We start from the raw sequence: 17,497 nt of genomic DNA on the forward strand, positions 1-17,497 counted from the left end.
AAGCGTAAGGATTATGCTGAATGACTTTTAAGCCAATGCCTGGCAATATCGATGCGGCGGGTTAGCCAAAGGTCTGGGAATTTTTTAATATAATCAATAAATTGCTTGACCCCCATACAGCGGCCGGGATGGCCGCTGAAGCGGGGATGTAAACCAATCGACATCATTGTTTGCCGATTCTCATGATATAAATAATCAAAAGTATTTTTTAAATGCTGAAAGAAGTCATCGCCGTTAGCAAAGCCGGGCGAGGTTCCGAAGCGAAAATCATTGCAGTCTAAAGTATAAGGAATAATTAAGTGATCGCCCACAAAATAGGGGTAATCATCGGCATAGCTGTCTGAATCATAAAGAAAACCACCAATTTCTATTAATAATTCACGTGTGCGTTGACTGTGACGACCGGTGTACCAACCCTCTATTTGTTGACCGGTAAGTTCTTTGATCGTTTTTACGCAGTACTGGATTTGTTTTTTTTCTTCTTTTGCTGAAAGAGGTTCATAATCGATCCATCGCCACCCATGCCCCGCAATTTCATGATTTGCTGAGCGAAGATAAGTAGAAAATGGTTGATTGAGTGACAGCGCTAAGCCAGTGACAAAAAAAGTGATAGGAATTTTATTCGCATCAAATAAGCGAATTAAGCGCCATAAACCCGCTCTGCTTCCGTACTCAAAAAGCGACTCCATACTTAGACTGCGCATACCTTCTGGTTTTTGCACTAGGGGAAACTCACCGCCATAGATCTCAGCAGTTTTATCCCCATTGAGAGGAGTTAATTCCGCACCCTCTTCATAATTGATAACAAAATTGATAGCCATTTTTGCGCCATTTGGCCATTGAGATTCAGGTTTATTTTCACCATATCCAACTAGCATCCGTGACATGATTTATCCCAATTCAAAAGTAGTAATTCCATAGATCTCATCTATAGGAAGCTTAGGTTCACCCTTTAAATACATGCGTGCAGTTTCAAAGACTTTTTCCAATTGATAACGCTTAACAAGAGCGAGAGCGTGACTATTATTTTCTGGGATATCTAAAAAAATAGGGCCCTCTTGGGCATGATTGACTAAAGCAAGGAATAGTTCATCGGCAATTTTTTCATTATTGGCAAACAAAGGACCTATTTTAAAACCTTTTCGACAAGGCCTCAGTACACCATAGCCGCATAATTGTTTGTCCTGAAAATAACCTAAACTTGCTCCTTTGGGTTGATTAATCCAACATTTGAGAAAATGAGCTCTGGGCGCTGGAAAATGGTGGCTGTCATAGTCGACCAACGAAGCAAAATGGTTTTTTGTGAGTGGAAAAATTGCAGAGGACCTAGCGCTTGTTTTAATTACCTTACCGCTATAACGTGCATTAGAGTGGGCAATTTTATAGCCAAGCCGCTCGTATTTATCAAGCATAGTCACAACCCCGTCGATGCCGGCATTTCGCGAGCCAATATAAGCGAGGCGTTTTTGAGTGAGTTCTAATCCGTAGTCTTGCCCGCGGTAATGCTCATCGACAATATACAAACCGCAAAAGGCAAAAAATTCGTCATACCTAACTGCCGAACCTACGGCAATGATTTTTCCGTCTAATTTTCCAGCAAAAAAACCGCTGGGATCGGTTTGGTAAAAATAGTCGGCATCGTGCAAACCTGGATTCCATCCTTCTCTAGCCGCCCACTCAATAGCAAGTTTGACTTCGTCCCTGGTCATGCATTCAATGCGGTAATGTTTTGGCATTGTTCATCCTAGAAATGCAAGCTTATTAATAATTATAGTAAGAGTGCTGTTATTGTGGATGAAATGAAGTGACTCAGAGCGATTGAACCTATTACCAATTGGCTTAAAGTTTTGTTGACAAATGGAACTTATATGTTTTTATTCCGTTCATGCTGAGGAGCTTATATGTTCTAATCCGTTCATGCTGAGGAGCTTATGTGCTTTTTAATCCTTTCATGGAGACAAGCTTATATGTTTTAATCCGTTCATGCTGAGGAGGCGCGTTAGCGCCGTCTCGAAGCATTATAGTCCAACACTACAAAAAGGAGCCCAAAATGTTTTTTGTATACATTCTTCAATGTAATGATCATAGCTATTACACAGGTCATACTGATAATCTTGAACAGCGTCTTCATCAACATCACCATAAGATAATTCCAAATTGTTATACGAGTACACGCTTACCTGTAAGATTAATGTATTCTCAATCCTTTAATACACGGGAAGAAGCTCTGTCAGCCGAACTACGGATTAAGGGATGGAGTCGTAGAAAAAAAGAAGCGCTTATTTCTAAAGATTGGAGTGCATTAAAAAATTATGCTTCGAGACGGCGCTAACGCGCCTCCTCAGCATGAACGGATTAGCATAAGTTCCTCAGCATGAACGGATTAAAAGCATAAGTTCCGTTTGTTGACAAAACTTAGGGCGTATTAACGGGCTTTGACCGGATCCCTCGTTCTATGTTGCTCATCTACTCCCAAATCAAGCGAACAGATTTTTACAAAAAAACTTCCTTAGTTTTCCAAGATCAGACACAATTTACCCTTTCAAGATTTAACAAATCGGATAATGTCAGGGCGAATCGGTGATACAGCTTTTATTTTCAATTAACTTATTTTTAAGTGCCTTCTTATTATTTGTTATTCAGCCTCTCGTTGCGAAATTATTGCTCCCTATCTATGGTGGAACTCCTGCCGTATGGACGGTATGCATGTTGTTTTTTCAACTCCTGCTTTTACTCGCCTATGGTTATGTTTGGTTACTAAGTCGTTTTGCTCGTTGGTGGGTTTGGCTTGTTTTACATGGCTTATTGGTTTTGCTAAGTTTAATGGCTTTGCCTTTGTCATTTGCCCCCTCGTTCACTAGTGACTCGCCTGATTTGGCAATTTTAAATTATCTAATCACCCATCTTGGCTTACCTCTAATTGTCATTGGTGCTTCAGCGCCCTTATTGCAATTTGCTTACAGCCAGACTCGCGCTAAGTACGCGAGCGATCCTTATTTTTTGTATGCCGTTTCAAATATCGGCAGTTTATTGGCTCTATTGACTTATCCGTTTGGGATTGAACGTTATGTGGGTTTAAAACTGCAATTTGATTATTGGAAGTTGGGTTTTGCGATTTATGCGATCTTTTTATTTATGCTATTACTCATTATTCCCAGACGGAAATTATCAGAGTCGGGCGGTGAAAAAAGTCAATTATCTTGGATAATTCGACTACGTTGGATTAGCTACAGTTTTATCCCTTGTAGTTTAATGTTAGCTGTTTCTTTTTATATCTCGACGGATATTGCCGCGACGCCCTTATTTTGGGTTATTCCTTTAGCGATTTATTTATTGTCTTTTATCATTAGTTTTGCGCAAAAACCGATTATTTCGCATGAATGGGTGATGAGAAATACCTTGTTCTTTATTATTTTCCCCGTACTAGGTTTTATTGTTGGTATTCATTTGCTACTTACTTGGCAGCTTATCTTGTTTCATTTAGCGAGCTTTTTTATGCTCGCTCTGCTATGCCATGGTGAATTGGTAAGAATAAGACCATCGACTAACCAGTTAACCAGTTTTTATTTTTGTATTGCTTTGGGAGGGGCTTTAGCTGGTTTATTTAATGGTTTATTGGCACCACGACTTTTTTCAGGGACCTACGAATATCCTTTGATTTTTGCCGTCGCAATGCTTTGTATTTCTTTACCTAAATCGACTGGAATAGGCAGCAATATTTTTATTCTACTGGCCTTGTTGCTAATAAATTATTTTTTACCCAACCAACTTTGGTTGAAGTCCAACCATATTCTCGAAATTTTGGCCTTAAGTCTTCTTGTGATTTGGCCTCAAAACAGACTAAATCTGTTTGGGGGCATGGCGATTTTATTTGTCTTTCTATTTAGCCCTTGGTTTAAATCAATGGAAACGCTGACCCAGCAGCGTAATTTTTATGGTGTGAAGCAAGTGCTTTCAGTGAACGGGGCTCATGTGCTAGTGAGTCAGAATATCTTGCACGGTTTTCAATTCGTAGACGATAAACAGGACAATTCTGGGTCGGCTTATTATAACCCCGTGCTGTCAGTGGTGCAGTATTTACAAAAGACGCGTCCTGCTCTGAATGTTAACTTAATCGGCTTAGGTACGGGAATGATGGCTTGTCAATTTCGTGATAAGGATAGGCTCAAGGTTATTGATATTGATCGGCAAGTCATTAATATCGCTAGCAATAATAACTATTTTACTTATTTACATGATTGTCCGCCGAAAATATCAGTCATTGAGGGCGATGGCCGGATTGTTTTGCAAAATAATCCCGATACTCATTTGGATCTTTTAGTTGTCGATGCCTTTACTTCTGATGCGATTCCCACGCATTTATTAACCTTGGAAGCCTTTAAATTATATCAACAGAAAATTAGAGACGAGGGGGTAATTTTGGTGAATATCTCTAATCGTCATTTACATCTTCTTCCCATTATTATTACAGCGAGTCGAGAGTTGGAATTGATTGTCTTGCACAAACAGCAGTCAGAAAATTATTTAGAAGGAAAATTTCCTGCCGAATGGGCGTTATTGACTACTAATCAACGCTTGGCTATGGAATTAATGCAGACCTCAGGATGGCGTTTTGCTGCTGAAGAAGGCAGTCGTTGGTTGTGGACAGATGATTATTCTAACCTTGCACCTCTGGTGAATTGGGGAAGGGCCTAGGGTGGTTTAATGTTCAGCCTCTAGCTAATTTCGCCTTCTGCCACAATTCCATCATAAATTCGGTAGATTGACCTTTCAAACTCGTTAAACCTTGATCCTTCGCAATGGCTTTTAAAGCCTCCATCCTAGCTCCGAATTTGGTAGCGACTTTCGCTAGTGTTTGTTCAGGATCGAAACCTGCAAATAGGCATAATGAGATCGCTGTATGAAGCAAATCACCAATTTCTTCTTGAACACGATGCGAGGGCTCATGGTTAGCAAGGGCTTCTCGAATTTCATCACATTCTGAAAGAGCTTGCTCAATAATCATCTCTTCATGCGGCCAATCAAAACCAAAATTTCGTGCCTCATTTTCGATGATAATGAGTTCGTGCAAAGCATTATTGAATTGCTTGGCCATAAGGTTGTTATCCCCTAATCTTTAGAAAAACCCGCAATTTCATGAGGCATATAAGAGGCTTCAAGTAAGCGTTTTTCTTCTTTTGTTAATTTTATGCCGAGTGCTTGCACCGCATCCTCAAGATGATGAGGTATTGTAGCACCAATGATCGGTGCGCTTACGGCGGGATTGTTTAAAAGCCAGGCGAGCGCTACTTGGGAAGGGGGGATTTCTCTTTGCTGGGCAATACGATTGACCTGTTTGATGACTTGATTATCTGCTTCGCAGCAGTGATCATAGAGTTTTTTTCCCACATGATCGTTTTGCGAGCGTATAGTGGCTTGGCTTTCTAAAGAGCGAGCTAGTCGTCCGCGCGCAAGAGGGCTCCAAGGTAAGATAGCAATCTTTTCTTCCTGGCAGAGTGGAAACATTTCACGCTCCTCTTCACGATAAATCAGATTATAATGAGGCTGCATGGAAATAAATCGCTGCCAATGATGTTGATCAGCGAGATAAAGGCATTTAGCAAATTGCCAGGCAAACATGGAAGAGGCGCCAATGTATCTAGCCTTTCCCGATTTGACTACCTCATCCAGCGCCTCCAGTGTTTCTTCAATAGGTGTTTTATAATCCCAGCGATGGATTTGATAGAGATCAATATAATCGGTACCTAGTCGCTTTAGGCTTTGATCAACCTCATAGAGAATAGATTTTCTTGAAAGACCGCCGCTATTCGGATCATCTTTGATCATCGGGAAAAAAATTTTCGTAGCAATAACGACCTCACTACGCTGCGTAAAATCCTTAAGTGCTTTCCCCAGAACACGCTCACTTGCTCCAAAAGAGTACATATTGGCTGTGTCGAAAAAATTAATTCCCAAATCCAGAGCTTGTTTGATAAAGGGACGTGAATCTTTTTCATTAAGAACCCAGGAGTAATGGCCGCTAGTCGGATCGCCATAACTCATGCATCCGAGACAAAGTTTAGAGACTCTTAGATCTGATTGACCTAATTGCAGGTACTCCATAAGTCCTCCTTGAGAAATGTTGAGCCTAGAATGGCGCTGCCTTAAGAATAAAAACCTCTTCCGCCTGCGTCCCGCGGCTTGTCCGCGGGAGCCATCGATCTAGGCAAGATCAAGAGCCCTAGATCCGGCGGACAAGCCGCGGGACGTAGGGATGGGAAAAAGGTAGTCATATTTCTGCTAAATTCCCTTTCAACTCCAACCAAGTTTTACGGTCCGCTGCTCGTTTTTTAGCGAGCATCATATCCATGATAGCCATCGTTCCTTCTTCATCATCAAGAGTCAATTGCACGAGACGTCTTGTGTTGGGATCCATTGTGGTTTCGCGCAATTGTATCGGATTCATTTCGCCCAGTCCTTTGAAGCGTTGAACATTGATTTTTCCTCGCTGAGTTTGTGTGAGGTGGGCGACTATTTTTTCTTTTTCTTCATCATCCAAGGCATAATGTACAATTTTGCCAGCATCGATGCGATACAAGGGCGGCATGGCAACAAAAACATGGCCGGCTTGCACCAGTGGTTTAAAATGTCGCAAAAATAAAGCACAGAGCAATGTAGCAATATGAGCTCCGTCAGAATCAGCATCGGCGAGGATGCATAATTTTCCATACCTTAAACCACTTAAATCATCCGAGCCTGGATCAATACCGACGGCAACAGAAATATCATGAATTTCTTGCGAAGCAAGGACTTGAGAGGATTCAATTTCCCAGGAGTTCAGGATTTTTCCGCGCAAGGGCAAGATAGCTTGGAAATCCTTATTACGCGCTTGTTTCGCTGAACCGCCTGCTGAATCCCCTTCAACAAGAAACAATTCGGCTTGACTTAAATCTTGTTGAAGACAATCAGCCAATTTTCCGGGTAAAGCGGGGCCTTGGCTAACCCGCTTACGAGCGACTTGTTTCGCTTGGCGCAGACGTTTTTGCGCGCGCTCAATCGCAAAGGCGGCAATGGCTTCGCCTTGGCTGCGATGTTGATTAAGCCAGAGCGCGAAGGTATCTTTTACCACATTACTGACAAAGGCTGCTGTTTGTCGAGAACTTAAGCGTTCCTTCGTTTGGCCTGCAAACTGAGGTTCTTTCATTTTGACCGATAATACGTACTGGCAGGGTTCCCAGAGATCATCAGCAGTTAATTTAACACCGCGGGGGAGTAAATTGCGTAATTCGCAAAAGGCTGACAAGGCATCGTACAATCCTGCACGTAAGCCATTCACATGAGTCCCGCCTTGCACAGTGGGGATTAAATTCACATAACTTTCGCTCAAATTACCATTGGGAGTCGGTGCCCAGGCGAGGGCCCAATCGACCGTGGCTTCTTGGCTTGAAAACTCACCGGTAAAAGGTTCTTCAGGAAAATAATCTGAAGGGAGTGATTGACGTAAATAGTCTGCTAGACCTCTTTCATAGCACCAATGCAGTTGCTCATTATTGATTTTGTTGATAAAAGTCATCGACAAACCAGGGCAAAGTACTGCTTTCGCTCGTAATACATGAGTGAGTTGTTTAACTGATATTTTGGTCGTGTCAAAATACTTAGCGTTAGGCCAAAAGCGAATGATTGTTCCCGTATCGCGTTTTTTGGTGACGCCGGTTTCATTAAGTTCTTGTTGCTTGTCGCCATTAGCAAAGGCCATATGGTAAATGATGGCATTACGCTTAATCGTCACATCAACGCGCTCGGACAGAGCATTGACTACAGACACTCCAACACCATGCAATCCGCCAGAAAAGCTGTAGTTTTTATCTGAAAACTTTCCGCCTGCGTGCAGACGAGTCATGATCACTTCAACCCCGCTTAAACCCAGTTGTGGATGGAGATCAACTGGCATGCCTCGACCATTATCTTCTACTTCGACTGAGCCATCTTCATGAAGCGTCACGGTAATTTGGCTTGCAAAGCCTGCAATCACTTCATCAACACTGTTATCAATGACCTCTTGGGCTAAATGATTAGGCCGGCTCGTGTCCGTGTACATCCCGGGACGACGTTGAACAGGTTCTAGACCACTTAACACCTCAATCGCTTCGGCTGTATAATTTTCAGACATTGGTGGATACTCTTTTTAAAATTTTATTTTAACACGAAAATAAAAGGTTTATTAAAGATTATAAACAAAGCAAGTTGAATATTTATTGCTCAACAACAATATTGGGAAATTTGTCGGCATAATTCAATGGTTTTTTTGCTAGAGCAATTGCAGTTCGCATCGCGGTTTGCATAAACGATTGTGCTAAATCGCTATCAAGATTAGCCGCAGTTGGGTTTCCTTCGTCGCATTGGCTACGGATTTGGCTATCTAAAGGCAATTGGCCAAGTAGTTGAACATGAAAATTATCACTCAAAGTTTGTCCACCGCCCGCGCCAAAAATCGCTTCTTGATGCCCACATTGACTGCAGCGATGTAAAGACATATTTTCCACTAGACCTAGTACTTCAATATTTGTCCTTTCAAACATTTTAATTGCCTTTTGCGCATCTAAAGTCGCTACATTTTGTGGGGTAGTGACCACGACTGCAGCGGTCAAAGGAATTTTTTGTACAAGACTTAATTGGATATCACCCGTCCCAGGTGGTAAATCAATAATCAAATAATCTAAGTCATCCCATAAAGTAAGATCAAGCATCTGGATGAGTGATTTAGCAAGCATCGGCCCACGCCAAATCAATGCTTGCTCACTGTCGGTTAAATAGCCAATCGACATCGCTTGTATGCCATGAGCGGAAACTGGCAAGTAATGCTCTCCACTGACTTCTACGGGCTTAGTTTTACCTAGCATGAGGGGAATGCTAGGTCCATAAATATCAGCATCAAGAATCCCCACTTTGGCACCTGCTTTTGCAAGCGCTATCGCTAAATTCACTGCTACGGTCGACTTACCAACTCCCCCTTTGCCTGAGGCGACAGCAATCGTATTTTTTACGCCCCGAAGACCTTTGCCAATTAATTGTGTACGATGAGCTTTGATAAAAGATTCCAGATTTAGTTTAATTTGATACTCAGGCAGTGCTTGATGCAAAGCATTTTGCAATACAGACAACAGAGCAGTTTCAAAGGGTTTAGTGGGGAAACCGGCTTGCAAGGATAAATTAATTTCTTTTCCCGCTGTGGTTAATTTAGCCTTGATGCCTAACTGATGAGTATTTAAGCCAAGTAATTCATCGGGAGTATTAGCAAGTATTTCTGTGATGCAATTTTCTAAGTTCATTGGCAAGTTCCACGTTTTTAACTGACATTATATCTAGCCCTCCCATCTGAAGATACTGATTTTTTGCTATCGTTAATAGCCAACGCATCCGCGTGGTGCGGAGAAGGGCTGGCAAAAAAATGTCAGGTTTGTCGCCAACTCTATTTAATCCGTTGGAGTTAAACTATCTGAGCAAAGTTGACAAGGATTCGAGACGGGCGAAGGTGGCCTTTAGCGACACTTCGAGACAGCGCTGCGCGCTTCCTCAGTGCGAACGGAGTCAGGTTAAGCGGATTTTTCTATATTGTATCTAAAGTGCGAACGGAGTCAGGTTAGGGAGATTTTTCGATATTTTATCTGACACCGTTCGCACTGAGGAGGCGTTTACGCCGTCTCGAAGTCTCCCATCAGGATTTGCAAAGCTTTGAGACGACCTAACAGCTCCGTTCAGCCTGAAGAGCACGCATGACGTGCGTCTTAAAGTCTTCACATCAAGTTTAGCAATTAAGGTTTTGAACTAAACAGTTTTTCCCATCACAGCTTCTATTTCGACTAACGCATTCTTGGGTAAGGCTTTAATTTCTATAACAGCTCGGGCAGGATAGGGTTGCTGGAAAAATTCTTTCATAACTTCATTGACCTCAGCAAAATTCTTCAGCTCAGTGAGATAAATAGTCAGTTTGACAATATCATCAATACTTCCTCCTGCCGCTTTACTAATTTCAGAGATATTGGTAAATGCTTGTCTGATTTGATTAGTAAAATTTCCCTGTACGAGTTCTCCGGTTGCAGGATCAACTGCAATTTGTCCAGAAATATAAATGCTATTACCAAATTTTATTGCTTGAGAATAAGTACCTATTGGGGCAGGCGCATTTTTAGTATCAATACTTTCCTTAATACTTTCTGCAATTGAATTGAAAGAAATACCCATCATTAATAAAAGAGAGGCTAATTTATATTTCATTATAATGCTCCAACAATATCGGTGATTGAAAAAAACTTGTTTGAATTTTTTTTCAGCGTTGCAATTATCAATTTGTTTCAATTAGAAAACAATGCTAATTTTTGATACCATACTGTTTCATTTATGAAACAATATGCTGAGTGGGGTAACAGTGATTCATAATGCATTATCTTTTGTAGCCGTTGTTAAAGCAGGCGGTTTTTCAAATGCTGCAAAAATGATAGGAATTTCTAAAGCACAATTGAGCAGAAATGTAAGCCAACTTGAGGCTTCACTGGGTATCCAGTTACTTTATCGCACTACGCGATCAATAGCGCTTACAGAATCAGGCAAAGAGTTTTTTTTAAATTGCAGAGATATTGAAGAAAGTTATAATGAAGCGGTTGATCAACTGAAACAAGACTTTTATGCTTTGCAAGGCACATTGAGAATCACTGCACCTATCTCATTTGGCAGTGAATTTCTACCCAAATTAATTTATCAATTTAATCAAAAATACCCCAACATCAAAATCGTCCTTTCTTTAACCAGTTCGACTGAAGATTTGGTGGAGAAAAATTTTGATTTGGCTCTACGTGTCGCACACTCCTTACCTAATTCAAATTTTCGTATGCGCACAATCATGTCACTGCGCATGGTTTTATGTGCAGCACCTTCTTATTTTGAAAATCAACAAATCCCAACTCAATTCGAAGATCTTGAAAAGCACAAGTGCATTACCTCGATAAACAGGGATCTTGGCCTGAGCAAAATTCATTGGCCCTTTTACCAAAAGGGAAAAGTCATTAAATTTGCTCCAAACAGTATCATTGAAGTAGATAGTTTACGCGCACAAATCCATTTGCTATTGCTAGGGGCAGGAATTGGTAGGGTTCCCTCTATTTTCGTAAAAAAAGAAATGGAACAGGGAAGATTAATCAATTTACTCCCCACAATAGAACAACCTAAATCCTATGTTTACTTACTGTTTCCAAATAGGAAAAATCTGCCAAAAAAATTACAGATTTTTATCGATTTTATAAAAGAATTTGATAATGAAGAGTTAATCGCATAATTCGGATTGAGGTTATTTGAGGTTCAAAATAACAGCCAACTCATTGGAATTATCTAAGGACTCTTCTTTAGCTGGTTTAGCTTATCCCCAAGGTCAAGGGTATAATTAACCTAGCTAAGGGCTTGATTCAGTTTTTTCGTTCTCAACCGGTTTCTCATTTTCATCAGAAGGCTTAGCTGGATGCATATTAAAGAAGCCTGCATACGCCATGATATTTTGCAAAATGTAGTGGTTGGCACCGTCACCCGAATTATTAATTCTTTGAAAGAAGTGGTGTGCTGGATTAGGCGCTAAGGGATCTTTTTGCTTATTAGCATCACGAACTTCTAAAAAGTGTAAAGAGGGGTAAACGAGCCTTTCTTTTAATAAGGCAGAAATTTCTTTTAAGCGTTGAATTCACGATTGATTAATTTGCTCCAACTCCCCTAGAGTATGCAGCTTTATCATTCTGGAAGCTTGTTCATAATCATCGCTTGCAACGAATTTAGCAGCTTCATCTACTTCAGCATCAATCTGCCTAAGTAAAGAAAGTAATGGGTCAAGATTACCCTCTTTCAACTGAGACATTCCCTTTTTAATGAGTGGAACACCAGTTTTTTCTCTTAATGTCTTAATAGGTCGCAAGGTGTTTGTAGAAGCTATTTGCACTTCATAGTAGGCTTCAAGAAAGAGGCGCTGTATTTCATTGAAAGAAGCTGATTCTGATTGTGGAGAAGAATTCATTTGGTATGTACCCGCATGATTCTTAATCATTTTTAAAAGCTCTGGATTACTAGCCAAAGTAGGACTCTGTGGACTAACACCTGTTTCTGAGTCATTTTTTTCTAGTGTTTTTTCAAATTCCCTAGTAGGGCTAAAAACCATTTTTTCTTTTAATGAGGCAGAAATTTCCTTTAACCTACTAATTCCTCTAATATGCGATTTTAAAATTAGTTCAGGAGCAGGATGATAAGAAGGTATATTGTTTCCATAGCGTGCGTAAAGGAAATTTGTATAGCTATAAAGTGCTTCAAAAAAATTTGGTAATTGCTTTTCATAATAACTAACATATTTATCAATATCTTTGATTAGCGCAAATATTGGATCAATTTTACCTTTTTTCAGGCTTGTAATAGCCATTTTAACTTTGTATGAACCACTGTCGCCGCTTATACCGATTCCATTCCATTCATGGCGCCCTGCATCATAATGCTGAAGGCCTATAGGGTTATAAGCTTCATTTCCTAATTTTTGAATTTCATGTATGCTTTTTTCTCTCATTTCTGGTCTATGGTTAATCAAGTTAGCATTATATTGTACAACTTTAAGATTAACCAAACCTTAACATAGCCTATTATTAAGCAGTAAATAGCTTTTAATAATTTATTCGATAGTTCATGACCTCTGTACACAATATCCAATTGTATCTCTTGAAAAAAATGAAATTGAATTAAAAATAAACGGGGCCGGTCTTTTTGTCAAAATGTTTGCTGAACCCCTGACTTTGGAGTGTTGTTATCATCATTGTTCAATAAGAAACGGATTCTTGTTTTATCAAAAAATCCGTGTTCACTCTGTTGATTTTGTTTATAATCTTGCTCTTCTCTTTTAGCCTCTTCAACAGTCTCATGGGTCGTAACCACGTACTCATTCGTATTAGATTTATATCGATAATTCTGCGAAGTTGATGGCGTTTGTTCTTGCGCTAAAAGTGATTTGAGCCTTTCTATTTCTTCTCTTAGGCTTTCGATGAGTTCATCTTTTGATTTTAATTGTTCTTCTAAGCTTTTCATCTGCTCTTTCACCTTAGCGGTCAACCCTTTTGTCTGGTTGGTCGGTTTCTTTTTAGCGATATGAGAGGTAACACCTGGGTGTTGATGCGGCTTGGTTTTCTCAGTTTCAGTTGAGATTGGGCGAGCTTGTGCTCGATTAGGTTGGGAGTGAGATTGTAACGCTTGGGACAGCACCTTTTTACATCGTTCAATCAAAGCAGGATGGGGAACCTGATGCGTTTTTTCGTATTCATATAAACTTTGATCACCTTCTTTTTCTGCTGCTTGACGGGCAATATCATAATCGATAAATGTAAGCCCGTATTTATCTTTAAGCCCAAAATTGCTTTTCTTTAATAAGCGTGATGCGCATTCAGTACGATTCATGAAAAAAGCATACATCAAAGGGGTTAATTTGTTATGGTTCGCTAAATTAGGGTCAGCATTTTTTTCTAGTAAGGCTTCCAATAGCTCTGGTTTATCATTCATTACACTAATGAATAGCGGTCTCGCACGATTTAATCCCCTATCTTTATCAATAAAATAAGTCGGTTGATTTACATCTATCCCTTCAAAATCAAGTAATAATTTAACTGCCTCATCATTCTGCAAAGAAAAAGCTAGCCCTAAGGCTGTAAATCCTCCTTCACTTACTGCATTAACGTTGACTAGCTTTTCATCCTTTATTTTTCTGATTGTATCTAAATCGTTGTTATCGATTGCATTAAAAAGAATATTGGTCATTGCTCTTCTCCTTACCAAGAAAACTTAATTATAAATAAATAATACAATTTTTGTACAACGAAAATTTCTCTAGACCTGATTCCTGAAGGGAATTAATTCATGCTGGTGTTGGAGTGATATTTTCTTGAAATTGGCTACGTTCAGAAATTGTATATGGTCAAAAAAAAATTAGGCGGCTTGCACCTCATTGACCGAATTATTTTTGTTAATATCATTAACGAATTTTAGACCGTGAATAACATCGGGCAAACTTCTTGAAGCTGCAAAGGCTTAGGCCAATGATGTTTGGCATTGTCACAGCTTGAAAACCTTCGTCAAAATGATCGTTATGGAAGCTGCCTTTGGATTTAAGTTGAGTTAAGGCAAAGTTTCTGCAGGAGATGGAGCAGAAATATCAGCTTTTATAAGAACTGGTTCTTGGTAAAGTATTGAAAATTTAATTAAATTATCGCTCACAGTTGTAGCTTGGTTTTTCATTCGTCCATAATAATCGGTATCGTGTTGGGGAACGCCTGTTAGATCGACTATGGTTTCCAATTCTTTAAGTAGAATATCGCCAGAATTAAGCTCATTTTTTCTTATCTGAAAGTCGATATCGCTATTCGCGCACACAACAACTTTAAAAATGCATTGTGTTGGATAGAGTAGTTTATTGAAATTAGAGTAGACAACATTAATTGAATCGATTTTTTCTTGCTCGCATTTATTCCATAGTGACTTTCTGAAAGAAAGTGCGTTATCTTCATTATCAAAAACTAGAGCCACAGAAGAAAAAAATTCTACCCCACCTAAACTAGTTTCAAATAGTCTACAAATCCTTACAAGCCCAAAGTCTTGCGCGATTAGTTTTTGATTTGCGCTGGAAGTAGATGAGCTAGATGAAGTAGCAAGGTTAGAGTTCGATTGAGTGATAGGCTTTCTCTTAGCAACAATTTCTTGCGATGGGTCTTCTAATAAGGCAGTATCGTTAGTAGTGCATGTATCATGCAATAATTCTTCTGATGATGCAGCATCGTGGGCGGGTGTTGTATCAATAAATGTTTCTTTCCTAATAGCTATAAATGCCTTATTTTTTTCTCTTAATAAAAAGGCATAAGTGAGGAAGTTCTGTTTATTGCTATAAAGATTATCACTCATAAAAGGAGCGCCTTTCTGAAACAAATCATGCTTTTCTGCAGGCTTCCAGGTTGAATTAGCTGGTGGTTTTATATGCTCATTTCCTTTATCATCAACCTCTCTAGGCCAATACCGGTAATCTTTTTTGTGATGATTTTCAATATCGCGCATGAAATCTATATGGCTGCTATTGAGTAGGCCTAATTGATCTAATTGACGACGAGATCTGTGAAATTCATGAACCTCCTTAAAAGAAGCTAGTATTTCTCTTGTAATAGGCATTTTACTTAATTCTTGTTGAATTTTTGCAACATAAGCATCTTGTTGCGTACAAATTAAAAAAACTATTAAGTATTTTATTTGATGCATTTTCCTGGTGTTACTATAAAAATTTGCATAGGCCTGAGGATCATCGCTTTGAGAAAGCTCTTTAAGTGTTTTAAACAAATCTCTTGTTTTTTCATGGATAAATTTATCGATTACCGTGATGGTATCTTGATGATCCGTCAACTGGGCAAGAAAATAAGCTTTAAGGACAGGAATATTATCGTATAATCCTTCTTCTGTTGCTTCTAGCGATTTATATTGATTAAGGTAAAAATCGACAATATCAAAATCTTTTTTATCTTCTAGAAATTGCTGAGACAGATAATCATTTAATTGCTGATGGATTTCTTGTTTAACACAATTCGCCATTCCGGGAATATTAACGAGTCTTAGAAATGTGATAGGCTTTTCTCCAAATTTTCTTTCCAAAATCCTTTTTTCCCCGTTCCTGATGAGCTGAATGTCTTTCTCAATTGACTCCTTAAAATTTTTAGTTTTCTCCTTTTCTATTGCTAATCTAATTTTATTTTTTAAGTCTTCTGAATAATATTGATCTAAGGATTGAATATCACCATAAGGTGGAACTTTAGCACGTGTTTTTCCGTATAAAAGACATACCGTGCCATCAGGAATTGCATAGCATTCATCGATATGTTCAGATAAATAGCGTCGAGCTAGATCTACCCATAAATGAAAAATGTCATCTTCCGTATAATGAGGTGCTTGTTTACAAAAATGATGTTGACCTGAATATTCATAGATAGGTAATGTTTTGCCAGTTTGCTTGAAATAAGCTTGTTGTAAATAAATCGCTTCTAAAATAGCTCTATCCGGCTGATCAATAAATTCACTCATATCGTTATAGAGTACAGGATCACGGGTAAAATAAATGGCATCGACTTCTGTGATTTTATAAGTTATTTCGTTATAGGCGAGAAGGGCACTACCATGAGGTGCTTCACCCCCCATTTTTTGTTTTCTAACTAACTGTTTAATTTTATTTTCTTTTTCTGTTGTGGACATAGTTTTATAAATAAAATTTTTCTTCTTTCCGCGTCCTGAATCACTATCTCTATTCGAAATACTGGTCATCGCTTCCAGTGTTGGATTAAGTATTAAAAATCCAGTGCTGGCATAGACATTACCGCCACGAATAAGCAAGATTGTAGAACGATTAGGATTGCCATTTTTTTCAAGGCGCTTAGCAGGATTATTAGCTCTTGTTGAGACTGTTGGCCGTCTTAGTGTCTTGTATATCTCTTGTTCAGCATAGGTTCCTTTTCGTTCATCCAACTTAGTTGAAGGCGCTCCAATTCCCCTTATCAGCAGTTTGCCTTCGTTGAGGGCAGCGGATAAATTTTCTTCAGTTAAACCGGCATTTTCATCAAAGCACTTATCCATATAAAACTTAAGCGATGATAATTCTTCCTTGTCGAGTAAATGAGTATGCAATTTTTGCAGCAGTGGGAATGAAGGGTATTTTCTATTTATCATAGCCTTATTTTTGTTAAAAATGCCTGGCCCTTCCAATTGCTTTTTGATAAGTGGATACGTTTTTGCCCTGGCATCGCCCTGCAGAGCGATTAAACTACGAACTTCATTAATAAGCGTGGCCATTTCCTCAAAAGCCATATCATTTTCTTTTGCAATTTTTTTATAAAAATCAAGGTAAGCAGCATCAAAAACATTTCGGGCACGGATAATATCCAGGCAATCCGCATCATGGATTAAGTTTTGATAAATATTCTTCGGTCTAGCCTGTGATTCTAACCATTCTCCCGTCTCAATATTCAATTCAAAATAAGGATTGTTTTCTTCGGCATCTTTATTAGCAACTGCTTCAGCTATTTGTTTTGCTTTTTGTTCCTTAATCCCCAAACGATTTACCAGAAAAGCAAATAACAAAGTGGCACTTTCTTTATCCCAGCAATCCCTACCGTCATGTTTTCGTGCTGAATCATGGAAGAGGGCTGCAATTTGCAGTAAATAAAGATCATCTTCATCGATTATTTCTTTGTTATATCGGGCAAATAAATTAGCTAATACAGGAATGTAAAGAGCAACGCGGCTAACATGCTGAATTCCATGAGAAAAACGAGCTATTCCGTGATGTTCCTCGTTTGGACTTTTATGCACATAAGGAATAGAGTAAATATGTTCATAGGCCCAATCGGTAAGATCTGCAACGCTAGCCGCTGTTAATTTTTCAGGGTTATTAAATACGAGAGGGCTTAAATTTCTTTCTAAACAT

13 protein-coding genes are annotated in these 17,497 nt (G+C 39.2%); 3 read left to right on the top strand and 10 right to left on the bottom strand.

Annotated features, from left to right (window positions below):
- Positions 1-11 precede the first annotated feature (11 nt).
- The gene (locus Lnau_RS12830; protein WP_058505545.1) at positions 12-887 is read right to left on the bottom strand and encodes a polysaccharide deacetylase family protein; all 876 of its coding nucleotides are present in this window, start codon (positions 885-887) and stop codon (positions 12-14) included.
- Between the two features lie 3 nt (positions 888-890).
- Positions 891-1,736 carry a GNAT family N-acetyltransferase gene (locus tag Lnau_RS12835; protein WP_058505546.1) on the bottom strand — a complete coding sequence of 282 codons (846 nt, stop codon included), beginning with the start codon at positions 1,734-1,736 and terminating at the stop codon, positions 891-893.
- A gap of 314 nt (positions 1,737-2,050) precedes the next feature.
- On the opposite strand from Lnau_RS12835, the gene Lnau_RS12840 reads away from it, so the two are divergent.
- Both Lnau_RS12840 and Lnau_RS12845 read left to right on the top strand, forming a co-directional pair.
- Complete coding sequence (locus Lnau_RS12840) at positions 2,051-2,332, top strand: GIY-YIG nuclease family protein (RefSeq protein WP_058505547.1); 282 nt, start codon at positions 2,051-2,053, stop codon at positions 2,330-2,332.
- Between the two features lie 248 nt (positions 2,333-2,580).
- Entirely contained in the window at positions 2,581-4,695 is a 2,115-nt protein-coding gene (locus tag Lnau_RS12845; RefSeq protein ID WP_058505548.1) for a fused MFS/spermidine synthase, read from the top strand.
- A 13-nt stretch (positions 4,696-4,708) separates the two neighbouring features.
- On the opposite strand, the gene Lnau_RS12850 is transcribed toward Lnau_RS12845, so the two are convergent.
- From Lnau_RS12850 to Lnau_RS12870, 5 genes are all read right to left on the bottom strand, one after another.
- Positions 4,709-5,095: a MazG nucleotide pyrophosphohydrolase domain-containing protein gene (locus tag Lnau_RS12850; RefSeq protein WP_058505549.1), complete on the bottom strand. Its 387-nt coding sequence runs from the start codon at positions 5,093-5,095 to the stop codon at positions 4,709-4,711.
- A gap of 14 nt (positions 5,096-5,109) precedes the next feature.
- Positions 5,110-6,102 carry an aldo/keto reductase gene (locus Lnau_RS12855; protein ID WP_058505550.1) on the bottom strand — a complete coding sequence of 331 codons (993 nt, stop codon included), beginning with the start codon at positions 6,100-6,102 and terminating at the stop codon, positions 5,110-5,112.
- 166 nt (positions 6,103-6,268) lie between these two features.
- On the bottom strand, positions 6,269-8,149 hold the full coding sequence (gene parE, locus Lnau_RS12860) for a DNA topoisomerase IV subunit B (protein WP_058505551.1): 1,881 nt from the start codon (positions 8,147-8,149) through the stop codon (positions 6,269-6,271).
- An 82-nt stretch (positions 8,150-8,231) separates the two neighbouring features.
- On the bottom strand, positions 8,232-9,308 hold the full coding sequence (gene apbC, locus Lnau_RS12865) for an iron-sulfur cluster carrier protein ApbC (protein ID WP_058505552.1): 1,077 nt from the start codon (positions 9,306-9,308) through the stop codon (positions 8,232-8,234).
- Between the two features lie 496 nt (positions 9,309-9,804).
- Positions 9,805-10,254, bottom strand: a complete 450-nt coding sequence (locus Lnau_RS12870; protein ID WP_083503842.1) for a RidA family protein — start codon at positions 10,252-10,254, stop codon at positions 9,805-9,807.
- Between the two features lie 133 nt (positions 10,255-10,387).
- Between Lnau_RS12870 and Lnau_RS12875 the strand changes: the two genes are divergently transcribed.
- Complete coding sequence (locus Lnau_RS12875) at positions 10,388-11,308, top strand: LysR family transcriptional regulator (RefSeq protein WP_058505553.1); 921 nt, start codon at positions 10,388-10,390, stop codon at positions 11,306-11,308.
- A 396-nt stretch (positions 11,309-11,704) separates the two neighbouring features.
- Here Lnau_RS12875 and Lnau_RS12880 read toward each other — a convergent pair whose 3' ends face one another.
- The 3 genes from Lnau_RS12880 to Lnau_RS12890 form a co-directional block, all read right to left on the bottom strand.
- A complete protein-coding gene (locus Lnau_RS12880) occupies positions 11,705-12,568 on the bottom strand; it encodes a hypothetical protein (RefSeq protein WP_058505554.1) in 864 nt (287 codons plus the stop codon).
- A gap of 197 nt (positions 12,569-12,765) precedes the next feature.
- Positions 12,766-13,803, bottom strand: coding sequence for an ankyrin repeat domain-containing protein (locus Lnau_RS12885; protein ID WP_058505555.1), 1,038 nt, complete (start codon positions 13,801-13,803; stop codon positions 12,766-12,768).
- A gap of 357 nt (positions 13,804-14,160) precedes the next feature.
- Entirely contained in the window at positions 14,161-17,151 is a 2,991-nt protein-coding gene (locus tag Lnau_RS12890; RefSeq protein ID WP_133134867.1) for a hypothetical protein, read from the bottom strand.
- Positions 17,152-17,497: the final 346 nt, after the last annotated feature.

Origin of the sequence: Legionella nautarum (assembly GCF_001467895.1) — a bacterium.
GTDB lineage: Bacteria > Pseudomonadota > Gammaproteobacteria > Legionellales > Legionellaceae > Tatlockia > Tatlockia nautarum.